The following is an 18,198-nucleotide window of genomic DNA, read 5'->3' on the forward strand; positions in this document are numbered from 1 at the left end:
TGTCACATGTTACGTTCGTTCACCATGACAGACGACGGGATCGACGCGGTGGATTACCACTGCGGTGGCGAACCGTTCCGGATCGTCACCGAGACGGCGGGACCGGCCGGAGCGACGGTCGCGGAGAAGCGGGTCGCGGCCGCCGTCGACCCCGAGGTCGACGGATTGCGGCGGCTGCTCTGCTCCGAGCCACGCGGGCACGCCGACATGTACGGCGGTTTCGTCGTGGCGCCGGACGATCCGGGTGCCCATTTCGGCGTTCTCTTCTGGCACAAGGACGGCTTCTCCGCCGCGTGTGGCCACGGCACCATGTGTCTCGGCACTTGGGCGGTCCAGACCGGACTGGTGCCCGCCGCTCCCGGCGGCGTCACCGACGTGGTGATCGACGTGCCGTCCGGACGGGTGACCGCACGGGTCACCACAGCCGGACCGAAGGTCACCGCGGTCGACTTCGTCAGCGTCGCGAGCTACCTCCTCCACGAAGAAGTCGCCGTGGAGACGTCGCGCGGCGCCGCGAAGTGTGTGATCGCCTTCGGCGGGGCGATCTACGCCCACGTGCCGGCGGCGGCCTTCGGCCTCTCCGTCGACAAGGCCTCGCTACCCGAATTGATCGAGCTGGGGCGGGAGATCAAGAACGAACTCGACGCGAGCGCCTACGCCGAGCACCCGCTCGACCCGCGTCTCAGCGGCATCTACGGCGTGATCTTCTTCGACGAACTCGGCGGCGAGGAGGACGGAGACGTCCACCAGCGCAACGTGACCGTCTTCGCCGACGGGCAGGTGGACAGGTCGCCTTGCGGTTCGGGGACCGCCTCCCGCGTGGCGGCGCTGCATTCGTCCGGACGGCTGGCGGCGGACGGCTCTCTCGTCCACTCGTCGATCGTCGGTTCGACGTGGACAGCCCGGATCGCGGACACGACCGTGCTCGCCGGCCGGAACGCGGTGCTGCCCGTCGTGACCGGCCGTGCGTTCCGCACCGGTCACCACCGGTTCGTCGTGGATCCCGACGACGATCTGGTCCCGGGCTTCGTACTGCGCTGACAAGGAGGATTCGTGGACGTCGTCACTCTCGGCCCGGACGAGATCCGGTCCGCCGTGTCCATGCCCGCCGCGATCGACGCGGTACGGAACGGGCTTCTCGCCCTGCACCGCGGCGAATTCGAAATGCCGACGCGAACCGTGTTGCGCGACGGCGGATTCCTCGTGATGTCGGCGCACCACCGCCCGACCGCGTCGGCGATGATCAAGACCTTGAGCCTCGACTTCGGCCGTGTCCCGGCCATCGTCGGCACCGTCGTCTGGAGCGAACTCGGCCACAGCCGTCAGCTCGTCGCCGACGCGATCGAGGTGACCCGCATCCGCACCGGCGCCATCACCGGTATCGCGACCGATTCGCTGGCGCCGCCGGAAGCGAAGACGTGCACCCTCATCGGCGCGGGCGGGCAGGCGGCCGATCAGGTCCGCGCCGTGCACGCCGTCCGGCCGTTGACCGGACTCAGGATCGTCAGCCGCGGACTCGAACGCGCCGAAGCGCTCGGCAAGACGCTCGGCGCGGAGCTGGGCATCAGCGCCGTCGTCCTCACCGATGCCGACGAGGCCGTTCGGGACGCGGACATCGTCTGCTGCGCGACGACGTCCACCACGCCCCTGTTCTCGCTCGGGTCACTGGCCGAACACGCCCACGTGAACGCCATCGGCGCCTACCGCCCGACCATGCGGGAACTCCCGGACGACCTGCTCGCCGACGCGACCGTCGTCATCGACGAACGGGAAGCGATCCTCGAGGAGTCCGGCGAGATCATCCACGCCCTCGCGGCGGGAGCCATCACCGAGGACGACCTCGTCGAACTGGGGACCGCGCTGGCCGAAGGAGTCCCGCGGCCAGGAGGCCGTACGGTCTTCAAATCCGTCGGGGTGGCCATGCAGGACTGGGCGATCGCCGGTCTTCTCGCGCAAACCTGCCTCGACCGGGCGAAGTAGGAGGGAACGTCACTGACGACGTCAGCCGTCAGCTCGGAAGCCGGGAGTCTTCGCGGGACATCGGCGCGCCGGAGGCCCGGGTCTCGGCGGGGATGTGGTCCTCGTCCGCGAGTTTCCGGCGACGCCCGTCCAGGAACCACTCGACGCCGAAGTCGTCGGAGCGGGCCACCATGATGAGCAGCACCACCAGATAGGCGAAGAAGCCTGCCGCGAGCCCGATGCCGTAAGCACCGAACAGCCTGCTCCCGGCCGGGAACAGGGCGAGTACCGCCCCACCGCCGACGGCGCCGAGCAGCGCGGCGAGATCGGACAGGCCGATCTCGCCGGTTCGATACCTGTTCACGAAGTACAGGTTCCAGCCGAGCACGAAGCCGAAAGCGCCGGCACCGATCAACTCCCACATCGCCACTTCCTCATTCCTTGACCGTCAGACGGAGATCCGGACGCGCCAGCGCGAGGTAGCTCAGCCCCGCCACGCTGCCGATCCGCAGTAGTTCGAGACGGCTCGCCCGGATCGCGTCGCCGAGCTCCCGGTTCGCGCCGAGCATCAGCGGGACGAGATGATCGGCGAACCGGCACGCCGTCTTCTCCCCCACGTCGATCTCGGTGCCGACGATCCCGCCCGCGCCCGCCCACAACAGCCGTTGCGTCAACGGATTCGGCTGATCGTCCCCCAGCGCGGCGGTACTGCATCCGTTGAGCAGGACCAGTGGCCGCGAGCGCCACTGCCGGTAGAGGTCGTCGGGCAGGCCGCGCGCGGACAGCCGTTCGCCGTCGCCGATCTCCACCCAGCCGATGCCCTGTTCTTCGTCGACGCCGCCGTGGCAGTACAGGTAGATCAGGCTGGGTTGCACGGCCCGCAGCCGCGCGAGCAACCCCGCGCGCCGGTTCTCCTCGTACCACGCCACTCCCGGCAGCAGCTCCCGAAGCCGACGCAAATGCCGGTCCCGCAGGACGAAAGCGGGATCCATGGCCTTTCCCAGCACGAGGGCGGGCGGATCCGCGGATTCCACGGGCCGATCCGGTACCGGTCGATCCGTGCCCAGCGACGGCGGGCTGCCGAGGAGGAGCCGGAATCCCCAGAATCCGGCCGGGCACACCACCGTGTCCGAGTCCGAGACACAACGTCCGCCGAAGCAGCGCGGCTCGATACGAGCGGCCAAGTCGTCGAAGAACGCGCGACAGGCACGCAGTTCGGCCGAACCGACCTCTGCCAAGGGATAGTCGTAGACGATCGCGGCGGGCAGGGGCTGGGCACAGCCGTCCGGCCAGATCACCTGCACGCGGACCCGGTCCCGGAGCCGCTGCCACAGCGGCACGGGATCCAGCCCGGCACGGACGAGCGCCGGGTCGATCCGCGGCCGGATCGCGGTGTAGACGTTGCGGCCGTGCAACGCCAGGGCCCCGAGCGCGGAGTCGATCGATCCCTGTGCCGCTTCGAGCCGCCGGTACAGGTCGCGGGCGCGGCCTTGCAGGCGGTCCAGATGCGCCGCCGGGATACCCGCGGCCATCGGCACCGCCCCGTCGGCGAAGAGGACATGGATCCCGTGCTCGTCGGCGGTGTTGTGATTGACCATGATGCTCAGGGCATGCGGGGCGGCGGTGTCCAAAAGGGACGGATCGAGCCCATACGCGGCCACATAGTCCCGCTCTGCCCGCCAACCGCCGCTTTCCTCCGGCCAGCCGACGTCCGCTTCGACGGCGAACGACTGCCAAAGGACGCCGCGGCAATACAGTCCGAGCCGCAGCCGCCTCCGCGCCGACCGCGCCGGGGTGCGGAGGTCGAACCCGACGCGTCCGGCGTCCCCGGCGCCGAGTCCGACGCGCCTGGTCGGTGTCCCCGTGACCATCGGCCGTAGCCCGGCCGGGGTGCTGTCGAAGGCCACTACGTCGAGAGGCACCTCTCGGCCCGTGTCCGCGCCGGGCAGCTCGCCGATGTCCACCCACAGCACGTATCCGGTGTCCGGGGTCAAGGGGATGTCCAACGGCGCGGGACTTCCGGAGAGGTCGGAGATCCCGACCCGGACCGGCCGGATTCCGGGTTCCGGTAGTCCGGTCGGCGGCTGAAGGGGCGGCGGCTTGTCGCCGCGGCGACGAACGAAGCGGAGCCCGGCGAGGGCGGCCGCGGCAAGCAGCAGACCCGCGAGGATCGCGAGCCATGTCCGTGACGGGAGACCGAGAAGCGGCGTGTTCTCCACCGACGGTGCGGGCGTCGGCTGTGCCGTCCCGGGTGCGGCCAGCACGGTGACGGTCGCGAGGTGGATCCGGGTGCCCGCGGGTCGGCGTGCGTACCCGGCCGGCGGTTTCGGTGACGACTCTTCGACGGGCGGGCTCGTGAACGTGGTTGGCGGGCTCGTGCTCGGGGATTCGCTCGTGGTCACCGGCCCGGTCGACGTGGTGGGCGGCCTCCGGGTCGAAGTCGAGGGAGCACCGACACGGTGGCACGGTTGACAATGGAGTTCGGTGGGGCCGGGCGGCTGCCCGGTGTCGACCGTGAGCCTGCCACGGAGCGGCCCCCGGCTCGTACCTGAGCACGGGGCACTGGGTCCCCCGCCGAAGTAGAGCATGCAGCCTTCGTCGGCTGCGACGCCGTACTTGACGATGTCGTGCGCGGAACCTGGGTACACCTGCGTGGGGACGGCGTCCTGCTGCGCCGATGCCGGCAGGGCGACGGTGAGCAGGATGACGATCGACGCGGCGACGGTTGCCTGCGGGCGCGACATCCGATCCTCCCCACCGTCAGTGCACGCACAGGGGGAAGATTGTGGTCCGCGACCCGGGCGAAGACCAGCCGGTGCCGGCCGAATCCACCGTCCGGGGGTGCGGGATCGCCGTGGTGCCCCCGAATCGGCCCAGACCGGACCCGGATCCGGTGGCGGAGCGCGACCGGGGGCAACCCCTTCGATACCCGGTTTCCGGTCAGCGCCCTTCGGCGAACGGAGTCGGCGGAATCGCTCGCCGCGGCCCTGTCGGGTGGAGGATCCGGGACCTCCAACGACCTGACCGGTGTCGACGATGTAGGAACCGGGCCGACGAGTGTCCCGATTCCTACATCGTCAAGGGGCACTCACGAAACGAGTCCCACCCCGCCACCGCCCTCGGCTACTGCTCGTCGAGCAGATCCTCGATCAGGATGGGGATGTGCCGAACCCGGATACCGGTGGCGTTGTGGACGGCGTTCGCGACCGCCGCCGCCATCCCGACGGTGCCGATCTCGCCGAGGCCCTTCGCGCCGACCGAGTTGTGCAACGTGTCCGGGTATTCGACGAAGTGGACGTCGACCTCGGGGATGTCCGCGTTGACCGGGATCAGGTAGCTCGCGAAATCCCCATTGGCGAGCCGCCCGTTCTCCTCGATCTCCAGCCCCTCGTGCAGAGCGGCCGAGACACCCCAGATCATGCCGCCGATGATCTGGCTTCGAGCCGCCGTCGGATTGATGATCCGGCCGGCGTCGAATACGCCGAGCATGCGGGAAACCCGGATTTCGCGCGTCCACTTGTGGACGCGGACTTCGCAGAACTGCGCGCCGAACGAGCTGAACGAATGCTTCGTCAGCTCCTCACCGGGTGCCGAAGAACCGGTCACCGACAGCGCCGGCCGGTCCAGAGCCCGCAACAGCTCGCCGAAGGTCATCGTCCGTTCCCCGGCCTGCACGCGACCGTCCGCGTATTCGACCTCCATGCCTTCGAACGGCGCGCCCGGAGCGGACGCCAGCGCCACCAGTTCGTCGATCGCCTTGGCGGCGGCGATCATGATGGCCGTCCCGGCGCTCGCGGTCGCCGTCGAACCACCGGACATGCCGCCGGACGGCAGACGCGAGTCACCGAGCCTCGGCTTGACCCGATCCGGCGAGATGTCGAGCGACTCCCCGCCGACCAGTGAAAGCACGGTCAGCAGGCCGGTTCCCGGGTCGGCCCCGCTGGTCGCGACGGCGGCCGTGTCGTCGGGCAGCAGGGTGATCTCGACCGTGGCCGGGAACCGCAGCGCGGGGAACATGGCGGTGGCCGTGCCCATGCCCACGAGCCAGTCGCCGTCGGTCCGTCCTTCGGGTGAGCGATCCGCCCAGCCGAACCGCGCCGCGCCCACCCGGAAGCATTCGTCGAGGTGCTTGCTCGACCACTGCAGGTCCTTGCCGGGCGGAGCGGTCGAGTTGTTGCGCTGCCGCAGCTCGATCGGGTCCATACGCAGTTCGACGGCGAGTTCGTCGATCGCGCTTTCCAAGGCGAAAGAACCGGGTGCTTCGCCCGGTGCCCGCATGAACGTGGTCGGCGGGATGTTCAGCGGCACGATCTTCTGACTGATGGCCAGATTGCGGGTGGCGTACCACTCCCGCGAAGTGCCGTGCGAGGTCGGCTCCACGAACGACCGGTCCATGGGCGTGCTGCACCACGAGTCGTGCCGGAGCGCGTTGAGCCTGCCGTCGTGTTCCGCGCCGAGGGAGATCGTCTGCACCGTCGCGGCTCGGCCCGCGGTCGCGGTGAAGACCTGTTCCCGGCTGAGCACGGCCTTCACCGGCCTGTCCAAGGCCCTGGCGGCCGCCGCGGCAAGGAACGCCGGGGTGGACGTGTGGCCCTTGCCGCCGAACGCACCGCCCACGAAGGGATTCACCGCGTGCACCTCGGACGGCTCCAGGCCCAGCGCCATCGCCAGCTCCGCCGCTTGGAGATCGGATCCCTGGTTGCCGCTGTGGATCGTGAGACCGTCGGGACCCCAGACCGCGACCGCGGAATGCGGTTCCATCGCGGCGTGGTTCTGCGTCGCGGTGGTGTACGTGGCCTCGACGACCACCGGACTCTCCGCGAGCGCGTCTTCGATCGACTCGACACCGTCGGCGAGGATCGCGAGGGACGATGGACCACCCCTCCCTTCAGGCGCTTCTTCGGCCGAGGCGAGGCCGTCCTGCAGCGAGGTCAGGGCCGGCCGGGTCAGATAGGAGACCTCGACCAGCATCGCCGCGTCGCGCGCCTGCTCGTACGTCTCGGCGACCACGAAGCCGATCGGCTGCCCGTAGTAGGCGACTTCCTTGTCCTGCAAAGGAACCCAGGTCTCACCCATGAACGGCGTGGAGGGGGTGTGCAACCGAAGCGGATCGAACGGCGTGTACACACCGATCACCCCCGGAGCGCCCTTCGCCGCCGTGACGTCCATCGTGTCGATCTCGCCGTGAGCGACCGTGCTCAGCACGACGTAACCGTGGACCAGCCCGGGAAAGGTGTGGTCCGCCCCGTATTCGGCCCGGCCGGTGACCTTCAGCGGCCCGTCCACCCTGCTGGTCATGAGCGGTTCCCTTCGGTCAGTTCGAGCAGCGCGCGGACGATGGTCCGCCGTAGCAACGACGGCTTGAACGCGTTCCCGGCCAGCGGGCGCGCACCATCGGCGGCCAGCGACGCCGCCTCCTCGAAAGCGGTGACGGTCGCCGGTGCGCCCCGCAGGGCCTCCTCGACAGCGGGCAGCCGCCACGGCACGGTCGCCACACCGCCCGCCGCGACGCGGGCGTCGACGATGCGCGAGTCCTCGACCCGCAGCGCGACCGCCGCGGAACACAGGGCGAACTCGTAGGACTGCCTGTCACGCACCTTGACGTACGTGGAGTTCGACGCCCAGTCCAGCCGAGGCACCACCACCTCGGCGATCAGTTCGCCGGGCTGGAGGTCGGTCTCGACCTCGGGGGTGTCACCGGGCTGCCGATAGAACGAGGCCAGCTCGACGGCGCGGGACCCGGTCGCGCTGACCAGCCGGAGACGGGCGTCGAGGGCGACCAGGGCGACGGCGACATCGCTGGCGTGGGTCGCCACGCACGCATCGCTCGTGCCCAGCACCGCGTGCATCCGGTTCGCGCCGGAGATCGCCGGGCAACCGCTGCCGGGTACCCGCCGGTTGCACGGCATGGCGACGTCCCGGAAGTACGAGCAGCGCGTGCGCTGCATGAGATTTCCGCCGATGCTGGCCATGTTCCGGATCTGCTGGGACGCACTGAGCAGCAGGGCCCGGGAGATCACCGGGTACACCCCGGCATGTCCGGCGATGTCGCCCATCCGTTCCAGCGCGCCGAAGCGAAGGCCGTCGGTGGTGTCGATGCCACGCAGCGGTACCGCGTTGATGTCGAGGACGTGTTGTGGCGTGAGGACGTTGAGCTTCATCAGGTCGACGAGGGTGGTGCCGCCCGCGAGGAAGGTGCCGGGCGAAGCGACCGCGTCTTCGACGGTCTCGGGTGCGAGCAGCTCAAAGGGACGCATCGGCCCTCCTGGCCTGCTCGACCGCGGCGATGATGTTCGGGTACGCCGCGCACCGGCAGAGGTTGCCGGACATGAACTCGCGGACGTCCTCGACGCCCTGCTCGACGGCGGCGACCGCCGACATGATCTGCCCGGAGGTGCAGAACCCGCACTGGAGGGCGTCTTGGTCGACGAACGCCTGCTGAACCGGATGCAGACCGTCCTCAGTGGACAGTGCTTCGACCGTGGTCACCGGCTGTTTCACGGTGGCGGCCAAGGTGAGACACGACAGCACCGGCCGCCCGCCGACGTGCACCGTGCAGGCGCCGCATTGCCCCCTGTCGCAGCCCTTCTTCGGCCCGGTGACGGCGAGCCGCTCCCGCAGCGTGTCCAGCAGGGTCACCCCGGGATCGACACTCAGGTGTTCCGTCCTGCCATTGACTTCGAGTGAGATGTCCACTGAAACTCTTTCCGCAGATCGCCCGGGCCGTGGCCCGGACGGCGTAGGTTGAGGTGGTGGGAGTCCGTTCGTGATCGAAACGGATATTCATCCGCTTCGATTTCAAGTTAGCGGATCACGATCTGCCCGGCAAGGTCGATGTCCACTCCTGGAGCCGCTCCAGGTTTCCCGGTTCTCTCGGCTACATTCACCGGAGAACGGGATCGGCGGACAGGAGGGAAGATGACGACGGGATCGGTCAGTCCCCGGCGTGCGGACACCCGGCGCAACCACGAGCGCATCCTCGCCACCGCGGCGAAGTCGCTGGCCTGCTCCGGCGAGGTCTCGTTCAACGCCATCGCGAAGCAGGCCGAGGTCGGCGTCGGCACGGTGTACCGGCATTTCCCCACGCCCGAAGCCCTCATCCTGGCGGTGTACCGGCGCGAGGTGCGCCAGCTGGTCGAGATCGTGCCCAGCCTGCTCGAGAAGTACCCGCCGGAGCAGGCGTTCCGCGTGTGGACGACCGATCACCTGGCGCACTACATGATGACCAAACGTGGCCTGGCCGACGCGTTGCGAGCCGCGACGGCCTCGCGCGGAGAGCTGCCGGCCGGGGCGTATGAGGACATGGTCCGCGCGGTCTCCACCTTGTTGCAGGCCAACGTCGACGCCGGCACCGTCCGCGCGGACCTCGCACCCGAGACCGTCCTGCGCGGCCTGGGCGGCCTGCTCTACCTCGACCCGAAAGGCGAGTGGCGGCGCGACGTCGCGAGTCTCCTCGACCTGCTCTGGCGCGGTATGGGCGCCGACCCAGCCTGACCATCCACAGTGGACGGATTCAGCCGCGCAAGTAGTCCAGGTACAGGTCGAGCGCCGCTTCGAGGTGATCCGCGGATCCGGTGGACATCAGGATCGTGACCCCGCCCTGGATCGCGGTGATCAACGCCGCCGCGGCGCGGACCGGGTCGACGTCACGGCGAAGGGCCCCGCTGTCCCGCATGTCCTCGATACCGGCCTGGACCTGACGCTGCCACTGCTCCAGCAGTTGCCTCGTGACCGCCTGCGCGGCCGGAGTATGCCTGCCGATCTCGGTGATCAGCACCCCGAGCGGGCAGTGCACCCCCTGCCGCCGGTATCGCCGGACGACCACGTCACGCCATTTCCCCCACGCCTCCCACGAGGTCAGCCGCCCGAGGTAGGGCTGCTGATCCTCGATCACCTGCCCGGCCTCCCATTCGGCCACGGCGAGGAGCAGTTGTTCCTTGCCTTCCGGGAAGTAGTGGAACAGCTGGCTTTTGCCCGTTCCGCTACGGCGGCAGATGTCGTCGAGGGTCGCCGCCCCGACGCCGTGCTCACGGATCTCGTCCGCCGCGGCTTCGATGATCCGCTGCCGCGTCGCGGCGCCCTTCTTCGTGAGCACGAAAGCCTCCCGGAATGTACTCGGCGGTCCATTGTCCCGTGTCCGGTCCGCGCCGTCATCACGGCATCAGTAGAAGCTTCCCCGAGGTGCGACGGGACTCAATGTCCCGGTGTGCCCGCGCCGCATCGGCGAGGGCGTAGCGACCGCCGATGTACGGGGCCACCTGACCCTTCCGGATGAACTCGAACAGCTCGTTCGCCCGCCGCACCAGTGCCTCACGGGTGGGCACGTGGTCGACGACGGACGGGTACGACAGCAGGATGCTGTTCGGCAGATCCGCCGGACGGAACGCGGGATTGCCGTTCACCACGCCGTAGTAGGCGTGCACGCCGTGGCGGCGCAGCGAGAGCTGGGACGAACGGAACGTCGCCGAGCCGCCACCGTCGTACACGACCTGCGCGCCTTCGCCATCGGTCAGCTCCCGAACCTGTCGCTCGAAGCCGCCACCGGCGGACATCAGCACATGGTCCGCACCCGCGTTCTTCGCCACCGGGATCTTCTCCTCGCGTGACACCAGCCCGATCACGGTGCCGCCGCGAGCCTTGATCAGCTGGGTCAGGATGATGCCGACCCCGCCCGCGGCCGAGTGCACCACGGCCGTGTCTCCCGGCTGGATCGCGTACGTCTCGGTCGTGAAATGGTTCGCGGTCAGGCCCTGCATCAGAATGGCGGCCGCGGTCTCGTCGTCGATGTCGCCGGGCACCCGCACCAGCGACCGCGCCGGGATGGCGAGCCGTTCGGCATAGCTTCCTTTGTGGTAGCGCCAAGCGACCCTGTCACCGACGGCGAAGTCCTCGACGCCCGGCCCTAGCGCCGTGACGACACCCATCCCTTCGACACCCAGCACGGTCGGGACCGACCAGGTCGGCAGCGGCATCTTGCGGGCGCCCGTGTCCATGAAGTTCACCCCGGCCACCCGCAGCCGCACACCGACCTCGCCGGCCCGCGGCACCGGGTCCGGGAACTCGGCCCAGGCCATCACTTCCGGGCCGCCGTATTCGCTGATGTGGATCGCGTGCATCGGCCCAACGTAGGTGCGAAAAAATGGACCGGCAAGTACAAAACCTGCGCCAGGAAACTGGACTTGCCGGTACATTTTTTCGTCGGCATCCTCGGCCGGGTCAACCACTTCGAACGAAGGAAAGCCGATGGACGACCTCGCCCGGCTGGTGGCGGTGGAGGACGTGCGACGCGTGATGGCTCGTTACGTCTACCACGCCGATCATCATCGATGGGACGACCTCGCGGCCCTGTTCACGCCCGAAGCGCCGTTCGTCGCCTCCACAGTGGACGGATCGATCCAAGCGCGGATGACCGGCCGCGCCGAGATCGCCGAGCGGCTCAAAGCCCGCAACCAAGCCGATTCCGTACTGGTACACCACCTGTTCTCCAGCGAGATCGACATCGAGTCGCCCGATTCGGCGGACGGCGTCTGGGCCATGGAGGACATCGTCACCACGCCGCACGACGGCGAAATGCACGGCTACGGCCATTACCGGGTGCGCTTCACCCGGTCGGACGGCCGCTGGCTCATCACCGAACTTCGCATCACCAGGCTCCGCCTGGATTGGACCCACCCGGACAAGGAGAACCGATCATGACCATCGAACCGTTCGTCATCGACGTCGAGCAGGACGTTCTCGACGACCTCCGGAGGCGGCTGAAGGCGACCAGGTTCGCACCCGACCTGGACAACGAAGACGAGGCCTTCGGGCTGAGCACCGCCTACCTCAAGCCCATCGTGGAGTACTGGGCCGACGGTTTCGACTGGCGAGCCGTCGAAGCCCGGTTGAACGAGTACTCGCACCATCGCGTCGACGTCGGCGGCACCCCGGTGCACTTCATCCGTGAGCCGGGGAAAGGCCCCGCACCGATCCCGTTGCTGCTCATGCACGGCTGGCCGTGGACCTTCTGGGACTGGAGCAAGGTCATCCGTCCGCTCGCCGACCCGGGCGCGCACGGCGGCGACCCCGCGGACGCCTTCGACGTCATCGTCCCTTCGCTGCCCGGCTTCGCGTTCTCCACGCCGCTGACGAACGGCAAAGAGAACTTCGTCAGCATGGCCGACCGGTTCCACACGCTGATGACCGACGTGCTCGGCCACCGGCGCTTCGGCGTCGGCGCGGCCGACTACGGCGCACTGGTCGGGGCGCAGCTCGGCCACAAGTACGCCGGCTCACTCCACGGTATCCACCTCGGCAACGAGATGCCGCTGACCATCTTCCAGGGCGAGCGCCACTGGGATCTCACCGGCGGTGCGCCGATCGACGGCCTGCCCGACATGGTCAACTTCGTCGACACCTACGTTTCCCATGTCGCCACGCATATGCTCGACGCGCAGACGATCACGCACGGCCTGAACGACTCCCCGATCGGGATGCTCGCGTGGATCCTCAAGCGGTGGAAGAAGTGGAGCGACCAGAACGGGGTCTTCGAAGACTCCTATCCGGTCGACCACATCCTCACCAACGCGACGATCTACTGGGTCAACCAAGCCATCGGCTCGTCGATCCGCGCCTACAAGAACGTCAACCGGCATCCGTGGCGGCCGTCGCACGACCGGACCCCGGCGGTCGAGGCGCCGTCCGGGTTCACCTTCCACCTCGGCGACGCCGCGCCGCCGGGAGCCCACGACCGCGAACGCCGCGTCGCCGCGTTCAAGGAAGCGGCCGGTCAGGTCTACGGCGACGTGCGGCAGGTGAACGTCCACGAGAAGGGCGGCCACTTCGGACCGTGGGAAAACCCGGAAGCGTGGATCGAAGACCTGCGCACCACGTTCCGCCCGCTGCGCTGAGCGGCGGCGTCACAGCCGTGGGATGTTGCGGAGGTTGGCCCGGGCGAGGTCGATCATCCGGCCGACCCCGCCTTCGAGTACGACCTTGCTCGCGGCCAAGGCGAATCCGCCGAGCTGCCCGGCGGTGATATGCGGCGGGACGGACAGGGCGTTCGCGTCCGTCACGACGTCCACCAGCGCGGGACCGTCGTGGCTCAAGGCCTCCTTGAGCGCCGCGCGCAGCCGCGTCGGATCGGTCACCCGCTCGGCACGCAGTCCCGCGCCATTGGCGATGGCGGCGAAGTCCACCGGGCGGTGATCGGTCTGATAGTCGGGCAGGCCGTCCACCAGCATCTCCAGCTTCACCATGCCGAGCGATGAGTTGTTGAAAGTCACGATCTTGACCGGCAGATCGTGCAACGCCACGGTGAGCAGTTCGCCGAGCAGCATGCCCAGTCCCCCGTCGCCGGACATCGACACGACCTGGCGTCCCGGATAGGCGAACTGCGCGCCGATGGCGTGTGGCAGGGCGTTGGCCATCGTGCCGTGCAGGAACGACCCGATGACCCGGCGTCGTCCATTGGGGGTGAGATACCGGGCCGCCCACACGTTGCACATGCCGGTGTCGACGGTGAAGATCGCGTCGTCCGCGGCGAGCTCGTCGAGGAGGTCCGCGGCGAACTCCGGGTGGATGGGCACATGCCGCTCGACGTTGCGGGTGTAGGCGTCGACGACCTGCTCCAGCGTTTTGCAGTGATCACGCAGCATCCGGTCCAGGAACGTGCGGTCGGACTTGCGGCGCAGGAGCGGCAGTACGGCCCGCAGGGTCTCCCGCACGTCGCCGTGCACCGCCAGTTCCAGCGGGGTGCGTCGGCCCAGCCGGGTCGCGTCGTGGTCGACCTGCACGGTCCGCGCCTGGGGAAGGAAGGAGTCATAAGGGAAATCGGTGCCGAGCAGGACCAGCAGATCCGCGTCGTTCATCGCCCGGTAGCAGGCGCCGTACCCGAGCAGGCCGCTCATCCCGACGTCGAACGGATTGTCGTACTGGATCCACTCCTTGCCGCGCAGGCTGTGGCCGACCGGCGCCTGCACGGTCCCGGCCAGTTCCATCACCTCGGCGTGCGCGCCGCGCACCCCGGCACCGGCGAACAAGGTGACGGTCTCGGCGTCGTTGATCAACTCGGCGAGCCGGCCCACCTGCGACTCGGGTGGCACGACCGTCCCGTGCTCGGTGACCGGCACCCCGTTCCCGGTGGGCGCGACGGCGTCGAGGTGCGCGACGTCCCCCGGCAACACCAGGACGGACACCTCGCCTCGGGACAAGGCGTGCTGCATGGCGATCCGCAGCACCCTCGGCATCTGGGCAGGCCTGCTGATCTGCTCGCAATAGCCGCTGCAGTCGACGAACAGCCGCTCGGGATGGGTCTCCTGGAAGAACCCGGTCCCGATCTGACCGGACGGGATATGCGAGGCGAGCGCGAGAACCGGGGCTCCCGTGCGATGCGCGTCGTAAAGTCCTTGCACCAGATGGGTGTTGCCGGGACCGCAGCTACCGGCGCAGACCGCGAGCCGTCCGGTCAGCTGGGCCTCGGCCGCCGCCGCGAACGCTCCAGCCTCCTCGTTGCGCACGTGCACCCATTCGATGCCAGGGGTTCGGCGGATGGCGTCGACGATGGGGTTGAGGCTGTCTCCGACCACGCCGTAGATCCGTTCCACCCCGGCCTGAACCAGGACTTGGACGAACTGCTCGGCGACGTTGGGCTTGGCCATCAGGACCCCTTCGATTCGGCGGCGGGAACACCTTCATGATCCACGCGCGGGCGCGGCCTCGCAGGTCCTAACCGAGCTCGGCCGACGAGTCGACGACGACCGCGTAGAGATCACCGATGGTCGCGAGCGCCGCACGGTGCTGTTCCGCGGCGGTCACCGGACCGGCGACGGACGGAAGCGGGCGCGTGGCGCAGGCCGCGGCCACCACCGTCGGGCTGTTCCCGCGCAGGAACGCGCCCTCCGCGGTGAACGTGACGCACATATGGGTCATGAACCCGGCCACGACGACGTCCCGGTGCCCGGCGGCGTCGACCAGGTCCCCCAGCCGGGTCCCGACGAACGAGTTGGGCGCGGTCTTGACCACGACCTCCTCGCCCGGGGCGGGGGCGACACGCTCGTGGATCCGGCCGATGTCCTGCTGGAGGTCGTACGGGCTGCCCTCGCCTCCGTCGTGCATGACGTGAATGACCGTCGCGCCCGCCGCCCTGGCGCGGGCCAGCAACGTGGCCGCCTCGTCGAGCGCCGCTTCCCAGCCGTCGAGTTCCATCACGCCACGCGTGTAGGTGTTCTGGTAGTCGACGAGGATCACCGTCGCGTCCGAGAGCGCCGCCGGGGTCGTCGGCAGGGTGCTGATTTCGCGGAGAGTGGTGCTGGTCATCAGGTTTCCTTCGCTTTCCGTCGGTACGGCTACCATCTTGGCTGACCCGATTCGAGATCGAGATACGGATTCGGGTCAGCCATGGTCGAGATCGGCCGACATCCGCGGGAAGAGGATCGATGAGCGCTCCGAAGGTGGCCGTCTTGGCGTTCGAGGGGATCAGCCCTTTCCATCTCGCCGTGCCATCGCTCGTATGGGGCCCGGAATCCCCGGCGGGTGACATGGAGCCGTGGCCGCTCACGGTGGTCGCCGTCGAACCGGGCAGGCTCACCACGAGCGCCGGATACACGATCGACGTCTCCTCGGGTCTCGACGCTCTCGCGGACGCCGACATCGTCGTCGTGCCGTGGTGGTCCGAACCGGAGGCCTCGACGCCCGCGGCCGTGTCCGCCGCGTTGCGGACCGCGCACGAACGCGGTGCCCTCGTCGTCGGGCTCTGTTTGGGGGTCTTCGCCCTCGCGGACGCCGGCATCCTCGACGGTCGCACCGCGACGACGCACTGGAAATGGGTCGAAACCTTCCGGAGACGCTTCCCCTCGGTCGAGTTGCGCCCCGAGGAGTTGTACGTCGACGAAGGCGACGTCGTGACCGGCGCCGGCGCGACCGCCGGGATCGACACCTGCCTTCATCTGCTCGCCCGCACGGCAGGTCAGGTGGTCGCCAACCGCGTCGCCCGCCGGATCGTCGCCGCGCCGCACCGCCCCGGGGGCCAGGCCCAGTTCATCGAGCTTCCCGTGCCCGCCGCGGACGAGGATCCGCTCGCCGAGGTGATGAGCTGGGCGCGGGCCCATCTGGGCACGCAGCACAGCATCGACGGCCTCGCCGCCCGCGCCCATATGAGCCGCAGTACGTTCACCCGCTCGTTCCGGGCCCGCACCGGGACCACCGTCCACAACTGGCTTGTCGCGCAACGGCTCGCGCGGGCGCGACACCTGCTCGAGACGACCTCGCTCGGCGTCGACGCCGTGGCCGCCCAATCCGGCTTCGGCACGCCCGCCCGGCTTCGCGAACACTTCGCCGCGGCATTGGGCACGACGCCGACCCGCTACCGGATCGAGTTCTCCGCCCCGCGCTGACCAGCAACGAGACCGCGGGCAATCCTTTTCTCTCGCCCGCGAAGGAAAAGTGGAATCAAAGCGCCTTGTCCAGCACTCGCTTTTCACCGCGATGAATAGCTCACCCCCGAGGGTGAGCTCAATCGAGTGCATTGCCCGGCGGAACTGGATCGAAGAAGCCGTTCCGGGGCAAGATGACCGGGCACGAGGACCGGCGCGACGGAGGACCATGTGGAGCTGTGCGGAACCCCCATCTTCGACTCTCTGGTCGAGGAGACGCGGAGGGCGGCCGGCGGAAATGGCACGCTCCCCCGGGACGGCGAAGACCATTCCGAATTGAGCGAGCAGCACACCGACGCCGGCCAGGAAAACAAATGACGATCAACACGAGGTCATGAATATCCGAAATAGCGGACCGGAACTTTTCATCCCGAATCCGCACCGGCGGAATTCTGCAGATCGTCGAGCAGCTCCAACTGGCCCGTGATGACCCCGGTCAGAATCCCGCGCGCGACGGCGAGCAGTTCGGCGACCGACGGACTGGTCAGGGAGTAGGAGACGGTCGTGCCCTCCTTGCGCGGCACCACCAGGTTGGCCCGGCGCAGGACCGCGAGCTGCTGGGACAGGTTGGCAGGCTCGATCCCGAGGTCGGCGAGCAGCTCGGAGACGTGATGGTCCCGCTCGCTGAGCAGTTCGAGCACACGGATCCGGACGGGGTGCCCCAGCGTTTTGAAGAACTCCGCCGTCGCCTGATACAGGGGACTGTTCATCGGTATCCCTTCCCCGCAGAGCCGTCCGCACCTCCCCGATCGTGCCCGAAGACGAAGGCTGCCGAACGTCACCTCACACAGAACGGTCGCGACCACACCCGATCAGGGCACAACTCGCGACTCCACAATTTGCATATTTATGCAAGTCTGCATATCAGAGAAGGTGAGAACACCTGTGAGTCACGGCATGCGGGATTCCGCGAGCCTCTTGTCGAGCCACCGGCCTGCCACGAGGAGCAGGCGGTGACCACACGCCACACCATCCCCGCCACGGTCACCCGGGCCCATCTGCTCCTCGCCGCGCACGCGGCGGAACTGGCCGATCTCGCGGCGAACGCCGCCAGGGTGGACTCCAGCTCCCATCCCGACCACTCCGGCCTGATCGGGATGGCGCAGCAGATCGTCGAAGCGGCGGTCGTCGCCGCGCGGCTCGGCGGAAAGACCTGGCAGGAGATCGCGTGCGGGCTCGACGGCGAGACACCGAAATCCGCGCGAACCCGGTACTGGCCCTCGGTCGCCCGGTTCCGGGCGGACCCCTTCCCCACGCAGGGCTCGCGTTACGAGAGTGGGCCGGGACACACCGAGCAGCCGGCCTTCCGCCTTCGTCGGCTGCCCACCCCGGAGCAGCGATCCGACACGCCCGCCGAGCCCACGACTCGCTCGCCGTCCGGACACCTCGCGCTGGTCACGATCCCGGCAGACCAGGGTGACACCGAGCCACCGCCCACGGACGCCCGGCTGAAGATCGCGGAACGGCTCGTCGCCGCCTATGAGCGGATCGCGACCAACGACCGGCAGCCCCCGCAATGGATCCTCGACGGCTTGGCCCACGCCCGCCGCACGGCCGCGGAACTCCGGGGCCACGCCGGTACGCCGCCTGAATGACCTCTCGCGGCGGTTCGCCGCGCAGGAAGCTACACCGAGGTCGCGAGACCGGCTTCGCGATCGAAGTCGTGCTCGTCCTCGGTCTGCGTCCGTGCCACCATCTTCGCGACCAGGTCGAAGATCGGCGTAGCTTCCTGCGGGAAGGTCACGCTCTGCTGGTTCGCGCTCTCGGCGATCATGAACTACTACTCCTCAAGAGTGATGACTACAGCGACTGATCACTCTAACGGCCG

General features: G+C 68.9%; 18 protein-coding genes. 7 read left to right on the forward strand and 11 right to left on the reverse strand.

Annotation, left to right across the window (positions count from 1 at the left end):
* The first annotated feature begins 24 nt into the window (after window positions 1–24).
* Together ACFWIW_RS27730 and ACFWIW_RS27735 are read left to right on the forward strand one after the other, a co-directional pair.
* A complete protein-coding gene (locus tag ACFWIW_RS27730) occupies window positions 25–1,041 on the forward strand; it encodes a proline racemase family protein (RefSeq protein ID WP_378371172.1) in 1,017 nt (338 codons plus the stop codon).
* A gap of 12 nt (window positions 1,042–1,053) precedes the next feature.
* Window positions 1,054–1,980 carry an ornithine cyclodeaminase family protein gene (locus ACFWIW_RS27735; protein ID WP_378371173.1) on the forward strand — a complete coding sequence of 309 codons (927 nt, stop codon included), beginning with the start codon at window positions 1,054–1,056 and terminating at the stop codon, window positions 1,978–1,980.
* 28 nt (window positions 1,981–2,008) lie between these two features.
* On the opposite strand, the gene ACFWIW_RS27740 is transcribed toward ACFWIW_RS27735, so the two are convergent.
* The 5 genes from ACFWIW_RS27740 to ACFWIW_RS27760 form a co-directional block, all read right to left on the reverse strand.
* Window positions 2,009–2,383, reverse strand: a complete 375-nt coding sequence (locus ACFWIW_RS27740) for a hypothetical protein (RefSeq protein WP_378371174.1) — start codon at window positions 2,381–2,383, stop codon at window positions 2,009–2,011.
* Between the two features lie 10 nt (window positions 2,384–2,393).
* Window positions 2,394–4,703, reverse strand: coding sequence for a CHAT domain-containing protein (locus ACFWIW_RS27745; RefSeq protein WP_378371175.1), 2,310 nt, complete (start codon window positions 4,701–4,703; stop codon window positions 2,394–2,396).
* A gap of 379 nt (window positions 4,704–5,082) precedes the next feature.
* Window positions 5,083–7,257: a xanthine dehydrogenase family protein molybdopterin-binding subunit gene (locus ACFWIW_RS27750; RefSeq protein WP_378371176.1), complete on the reverse strand. Its 2,175-nt coding sequence runs from the start codon at window positions 7,255–7,257 to the stop codon at window positions 5,083–5,085.
* Window positions 7,254–8,216, reverse strand: a complete 963-nt coding sequence (locus ACFWIW_RS27755; RefSeq protein WP_378371177.1) for an FAD binding domain-containing protein — start codon at window positions 8,214–8,216, stop codon at window positions 7,254–7,256. Before ACFWIW_RS27755 ends, ACFWIW_RS27750 begins: the two co-directional genes overlap by 4 nt.
* Complete coding sequence (locus ACFWIW_RS27760) at window positions 8,203–8,655, reverse strand: (2Fe-2S)-binding protein (protein ID WP_378371178.1); 453 nt, start codon at window positions 8,653–8,655, stop codon at window positions 8,203–8,205. The genes ACFWIW_RS27755 and ACFWIW_RS27760 overlap by 14 nt, the downstream gene beginning before the upstream one ends.
* A 222-nt stretch (window positions 8,656–8,877) precedes the next feature.
* Between ACFWIW_RS27760 and ACFWIW_RS27765 the strand changes: the two genes are divergently transcribed.
* A complete protein-coding gene (locus ACFWIW_RS27765) occupies window positions 8,878–9,453 on the forward strand; it encodes a TetR/AcrR family transcriptional regulator (protein ID WP_378371179.1) in 576 nt (191 codons plus the stop codon).
* Window positions 9,454–9,472: 19 nt separating this feature from the next.
* On the opposite strand, the gene ACFWIW_RS27770 is transcribed toward ACFWIW_RS27765, so the two are convergent.
* Together ACFWIW_RS27770 and ACFWIW_RS27775 are read right to left on the reverse strand one after the other, a co-directional pair.
* Window positions 9,473–10,054 carry a TetR/AcrR family transcriptional regulator gene (locus tag ACFWIW_RS27770; protein ID WP_378371180.1) on the reverse strand — a complete coding sequence of 194 codons (582 nt, stop codon included), beginning with the start codon at window positions 10,052–10,054 and terminating at the stop codon, window positions 9,473–9,475.
* Window positions 10,055–10,112: 58 nt separating this feature from the next.
* Entirely contained in the window at window positions 10,113–11,075 is a 963-nt protein-coding gene (locus tag ACFWIW_RS27775; RefSeq protein WP_378371181.1) for a quinone oxidoreductase family protein, read from the reverse strand.
* A gap of 127 nt (window positions 11,076–11,202) precedes the next feature.
* On the opposite strand from ACFWIW_RS27775, the gene ACFWIW_RS27780 reads away from it, so the two are divergent.
* Window positions 11,203–11,655: a nuclear transport factor 2 family protein gene (locus ACFWIW_RS27780; RefSeq protein WP_378371182.1), complete on the forward strand. Its 453-nt coding sequence runs from the start codon at window positions 11,203–11,205 to the stop codon at window positions 11,653–11,655.
* Window positions 11,652–12,848: an epoxide hydrolase family protein gene (locus ACFWIW_RS27785; protein WP_378371183.1), complete on the forward strand. Its 1,197-nt coding sequence runs from the start codon at window positions 11,652–11,654 to the stop codon at window positions 12,846–12,848. Before ACFWIW_RS27780 ends, ACFWIW_RS27785 begins: the two co-directional genes overlap by 4 nt.
* A gap of 9 nt (window positions 12,849–12,857) precedes the next feature.
* Here ACFWIW_RS27785 and ACFWIW_RS27790 read toward each other — a convergent pair whose 3' ends face one another.
* Together ACFWIW_RS27790 and ACFWIW_RS27795 are read right to left on the reverse strand one after the other, a co-directional pair.
* The gene (locus ACFWIW_RS27790) at window positions 12,858–14,597 is read right to left on the reverse strand and encodes a pyruvate dehydrogenase (protein ID WP_378371184.1); all 1,740 of its coding nucleotides are present in this window, start codon (window positions 14,595–14,597) and stop codon (window positions 12,858–12,860) included.
* Between the two features lie 67 nt (window positions 14,598–14,664).
* Window positions 14,665–15,255: an isochorismatase family protein gene (locus ACFWIW_RS27795; RefSeq protein WP_378371185.1), complete on the reverse strand. Its 591-nt coding sequence runs from the start codon at window positions 15,253–15,255 to the stop codon at window positions 14,665–14,667.
* Window positions 15,256–15,374: 119 nt separating this feature from the next.
* Here ACFWIW_RS27795 and ACFWIW_RS27800 point away from each other — a divergent pair, with 119 nt between their 5' ends.
* Window positions 15,375–16,331: a GlxA family transcriptional regulator gene (locus ACFWIW_RS27800; RefSeq protein WP_378371186.1), complete on the forward strand. Its 957-nt coding sequence runs from the start codon at window positions 15,375–15,377 to the stop codon at window positions 16,329–16,331.
* Between the two features lie 404 nt (window positions 16,332–16,735).
* On the opposite strand, the gene ACFWIW_RS27805 is transcribed toward ACFWIW_RS27800, so the two are convergent.
* The gene (locus ACFWIW_RS27805; RefSeq protein ID WP_378371187.1) at window positions 16,736–17,080 is read right to left on the reverse strand and encodes an ArsR/SmtB family transcription factor; all 345 of its coding nucleotides are present in this window, start codon (window positions 17,078–17,080) and stop codon (window positions 16,736–16,738) included.
* Between the two features lie 243 nt (window positions 17,081–17,323).
* Here ACFWIW_RS27805 and ACFWIW_RS27810 point away from each other — a divergent pair, with 243 nt between their 5' ends.
* On the forward strand, window positions 17,324–17,965 hold the full coding sequence (locus tag ACFWIW_RS27810) for a hypothetical protein (RefSeq protein ID WP_378371188.1): 642 nt from the start codon (window positions 17,324–17,326) through the stop codon (window positions 17,963–17,965).
* Window positions 17,966–17,994: 29 nt separating this feature from the next.
* Here ACFWIW_RS27810 and ACFWIW_RS27815 read toward each other — a convergent pair whose 3' ends face one another.
* Window positions 17,995–18,144 (reverse strand): hypothetical protein, encoded by a 150-nt coding sequence (locus ACFWIW_RS27815; RefSeq protein WP_185927105.1) that lies wholly within the window; start codon window positions 18,142–18,144, stop codon window positions 17,995–17,997.
* Window positions 18,145–18,198 lie beyond the last annotated feature (54 nt).

The sequence above is a fragment of the Amycolatopsis sp. NPDC058340 genome, from assembly GCF_042723975.1.
Lineage (GTDB): Bacteria > Actinomycetota > Actinomycetes > Mycobacteriales > Pseudonocardiaceae > Amycolatopsis.

Bases quoted from the DNA above. Each gene is read 5' to 3' on its own strand.
- ACFWIW_RS27795 (WP_378371185.1), bottom strand. From the start codon at position 15,255: ATGACCAGCACCACTCTCCGCGAAATCAGCACCCTGCCGACGACCCCG.
- ACFWIW_RS27780 (WP_378371182.1), top strand. From the start codon at position 11,203: ATGGACGACCTCGCCCGGCTGGTGGCGGTGGAGGACGTGCGACGCGTG.
- ACFWIW_RS27765 (WP_378371179.1), top strand. From the start codon at position 8,878: ATGACGACGGGATCGGTCAGTCCCCGGCGTGCGGACACCCGGCGCAAC.
- ACFWIW_RS27800 (WP_378371186.1), top strand. From the start codon at position 15,375: ATGAGCGCTCCGAAGGTGGCCGTCTTGGCGTTCGAGGGGATCAGCCCT.
- ACFWIW_RS27805 (WP_378371187.1), bottom strand. From the start codon at position 17,080: ATGAACAGTCCCCTGTATCAGGCGACGGCGGAGTTCTTCAAAACGCTG.
- ACFWIW_RS27745 (WP_378371175.1), bottom strand. From the start codon at position 4,703: ATGTCGCGCCCGCAGGCAACCGTCGCCGCGTCGATCGTCATCCTGCTC.
- ACFWIW_RS27750 (WP_378371176.1), bottom strand. From the start codon at position 7,257: ATGACCAGCAGGGTGGACGGGCCGCTGAAGGTCACCGGCCGGGCCGAA.
- ACFWIW_RS27785 (WP_378371183.1), top strand. From the start codon at position 11,652: ATGACCATCGAACCGTTCGTCATCGACGTCGAGCAGGACGTTCTCGAC.
- ACFWIW_RS27775 (WP_378371181.1), bottom strand. From the start codon at position 11,075: ATGCACGCGATCCACATCAGCGAATACGGCGGCCCGGAAGTGATGGCC.
- ACFWIW_RS27730 (WP_378371172.1), top strand. From the start codon at position 25: ATGACAGACGACGGGATCGACGCGGTGGATTACCACTGCGGTGGCGAA.
- ACFWIW_RS27790 (WP_378371184.1), bottom strand. From the start codon at position 14,597: ATGGCCAAGCCCAACGTCGCCGAGCAGTTCGTCCAAGTCCTGGTTCAG.
- ACFWIW_RS27740 (WP_378371174.1), bottom strand. From the start codon at position 2,383: ATGTGGGAGTTGATCGGTGCCGGCGCTTTCGGCTTCGTGCTCGGCTGG.
- ACFWIW_RS27755 (WP_378371177.1), bottom strand. From the start codon at position 8,216: ATGCGTCCCTTTGAGCTGCTCGCACCCGAGACCGTCGAAGACGCGGTC.
- ACFWIW_RS27815 (WP_185927105.1), bottom strand. From the start codon at position 18,144: ATGATCGCCGAGAGCGCGAACCAGCAGAGCGTGACCTTCCCGCAGGAA.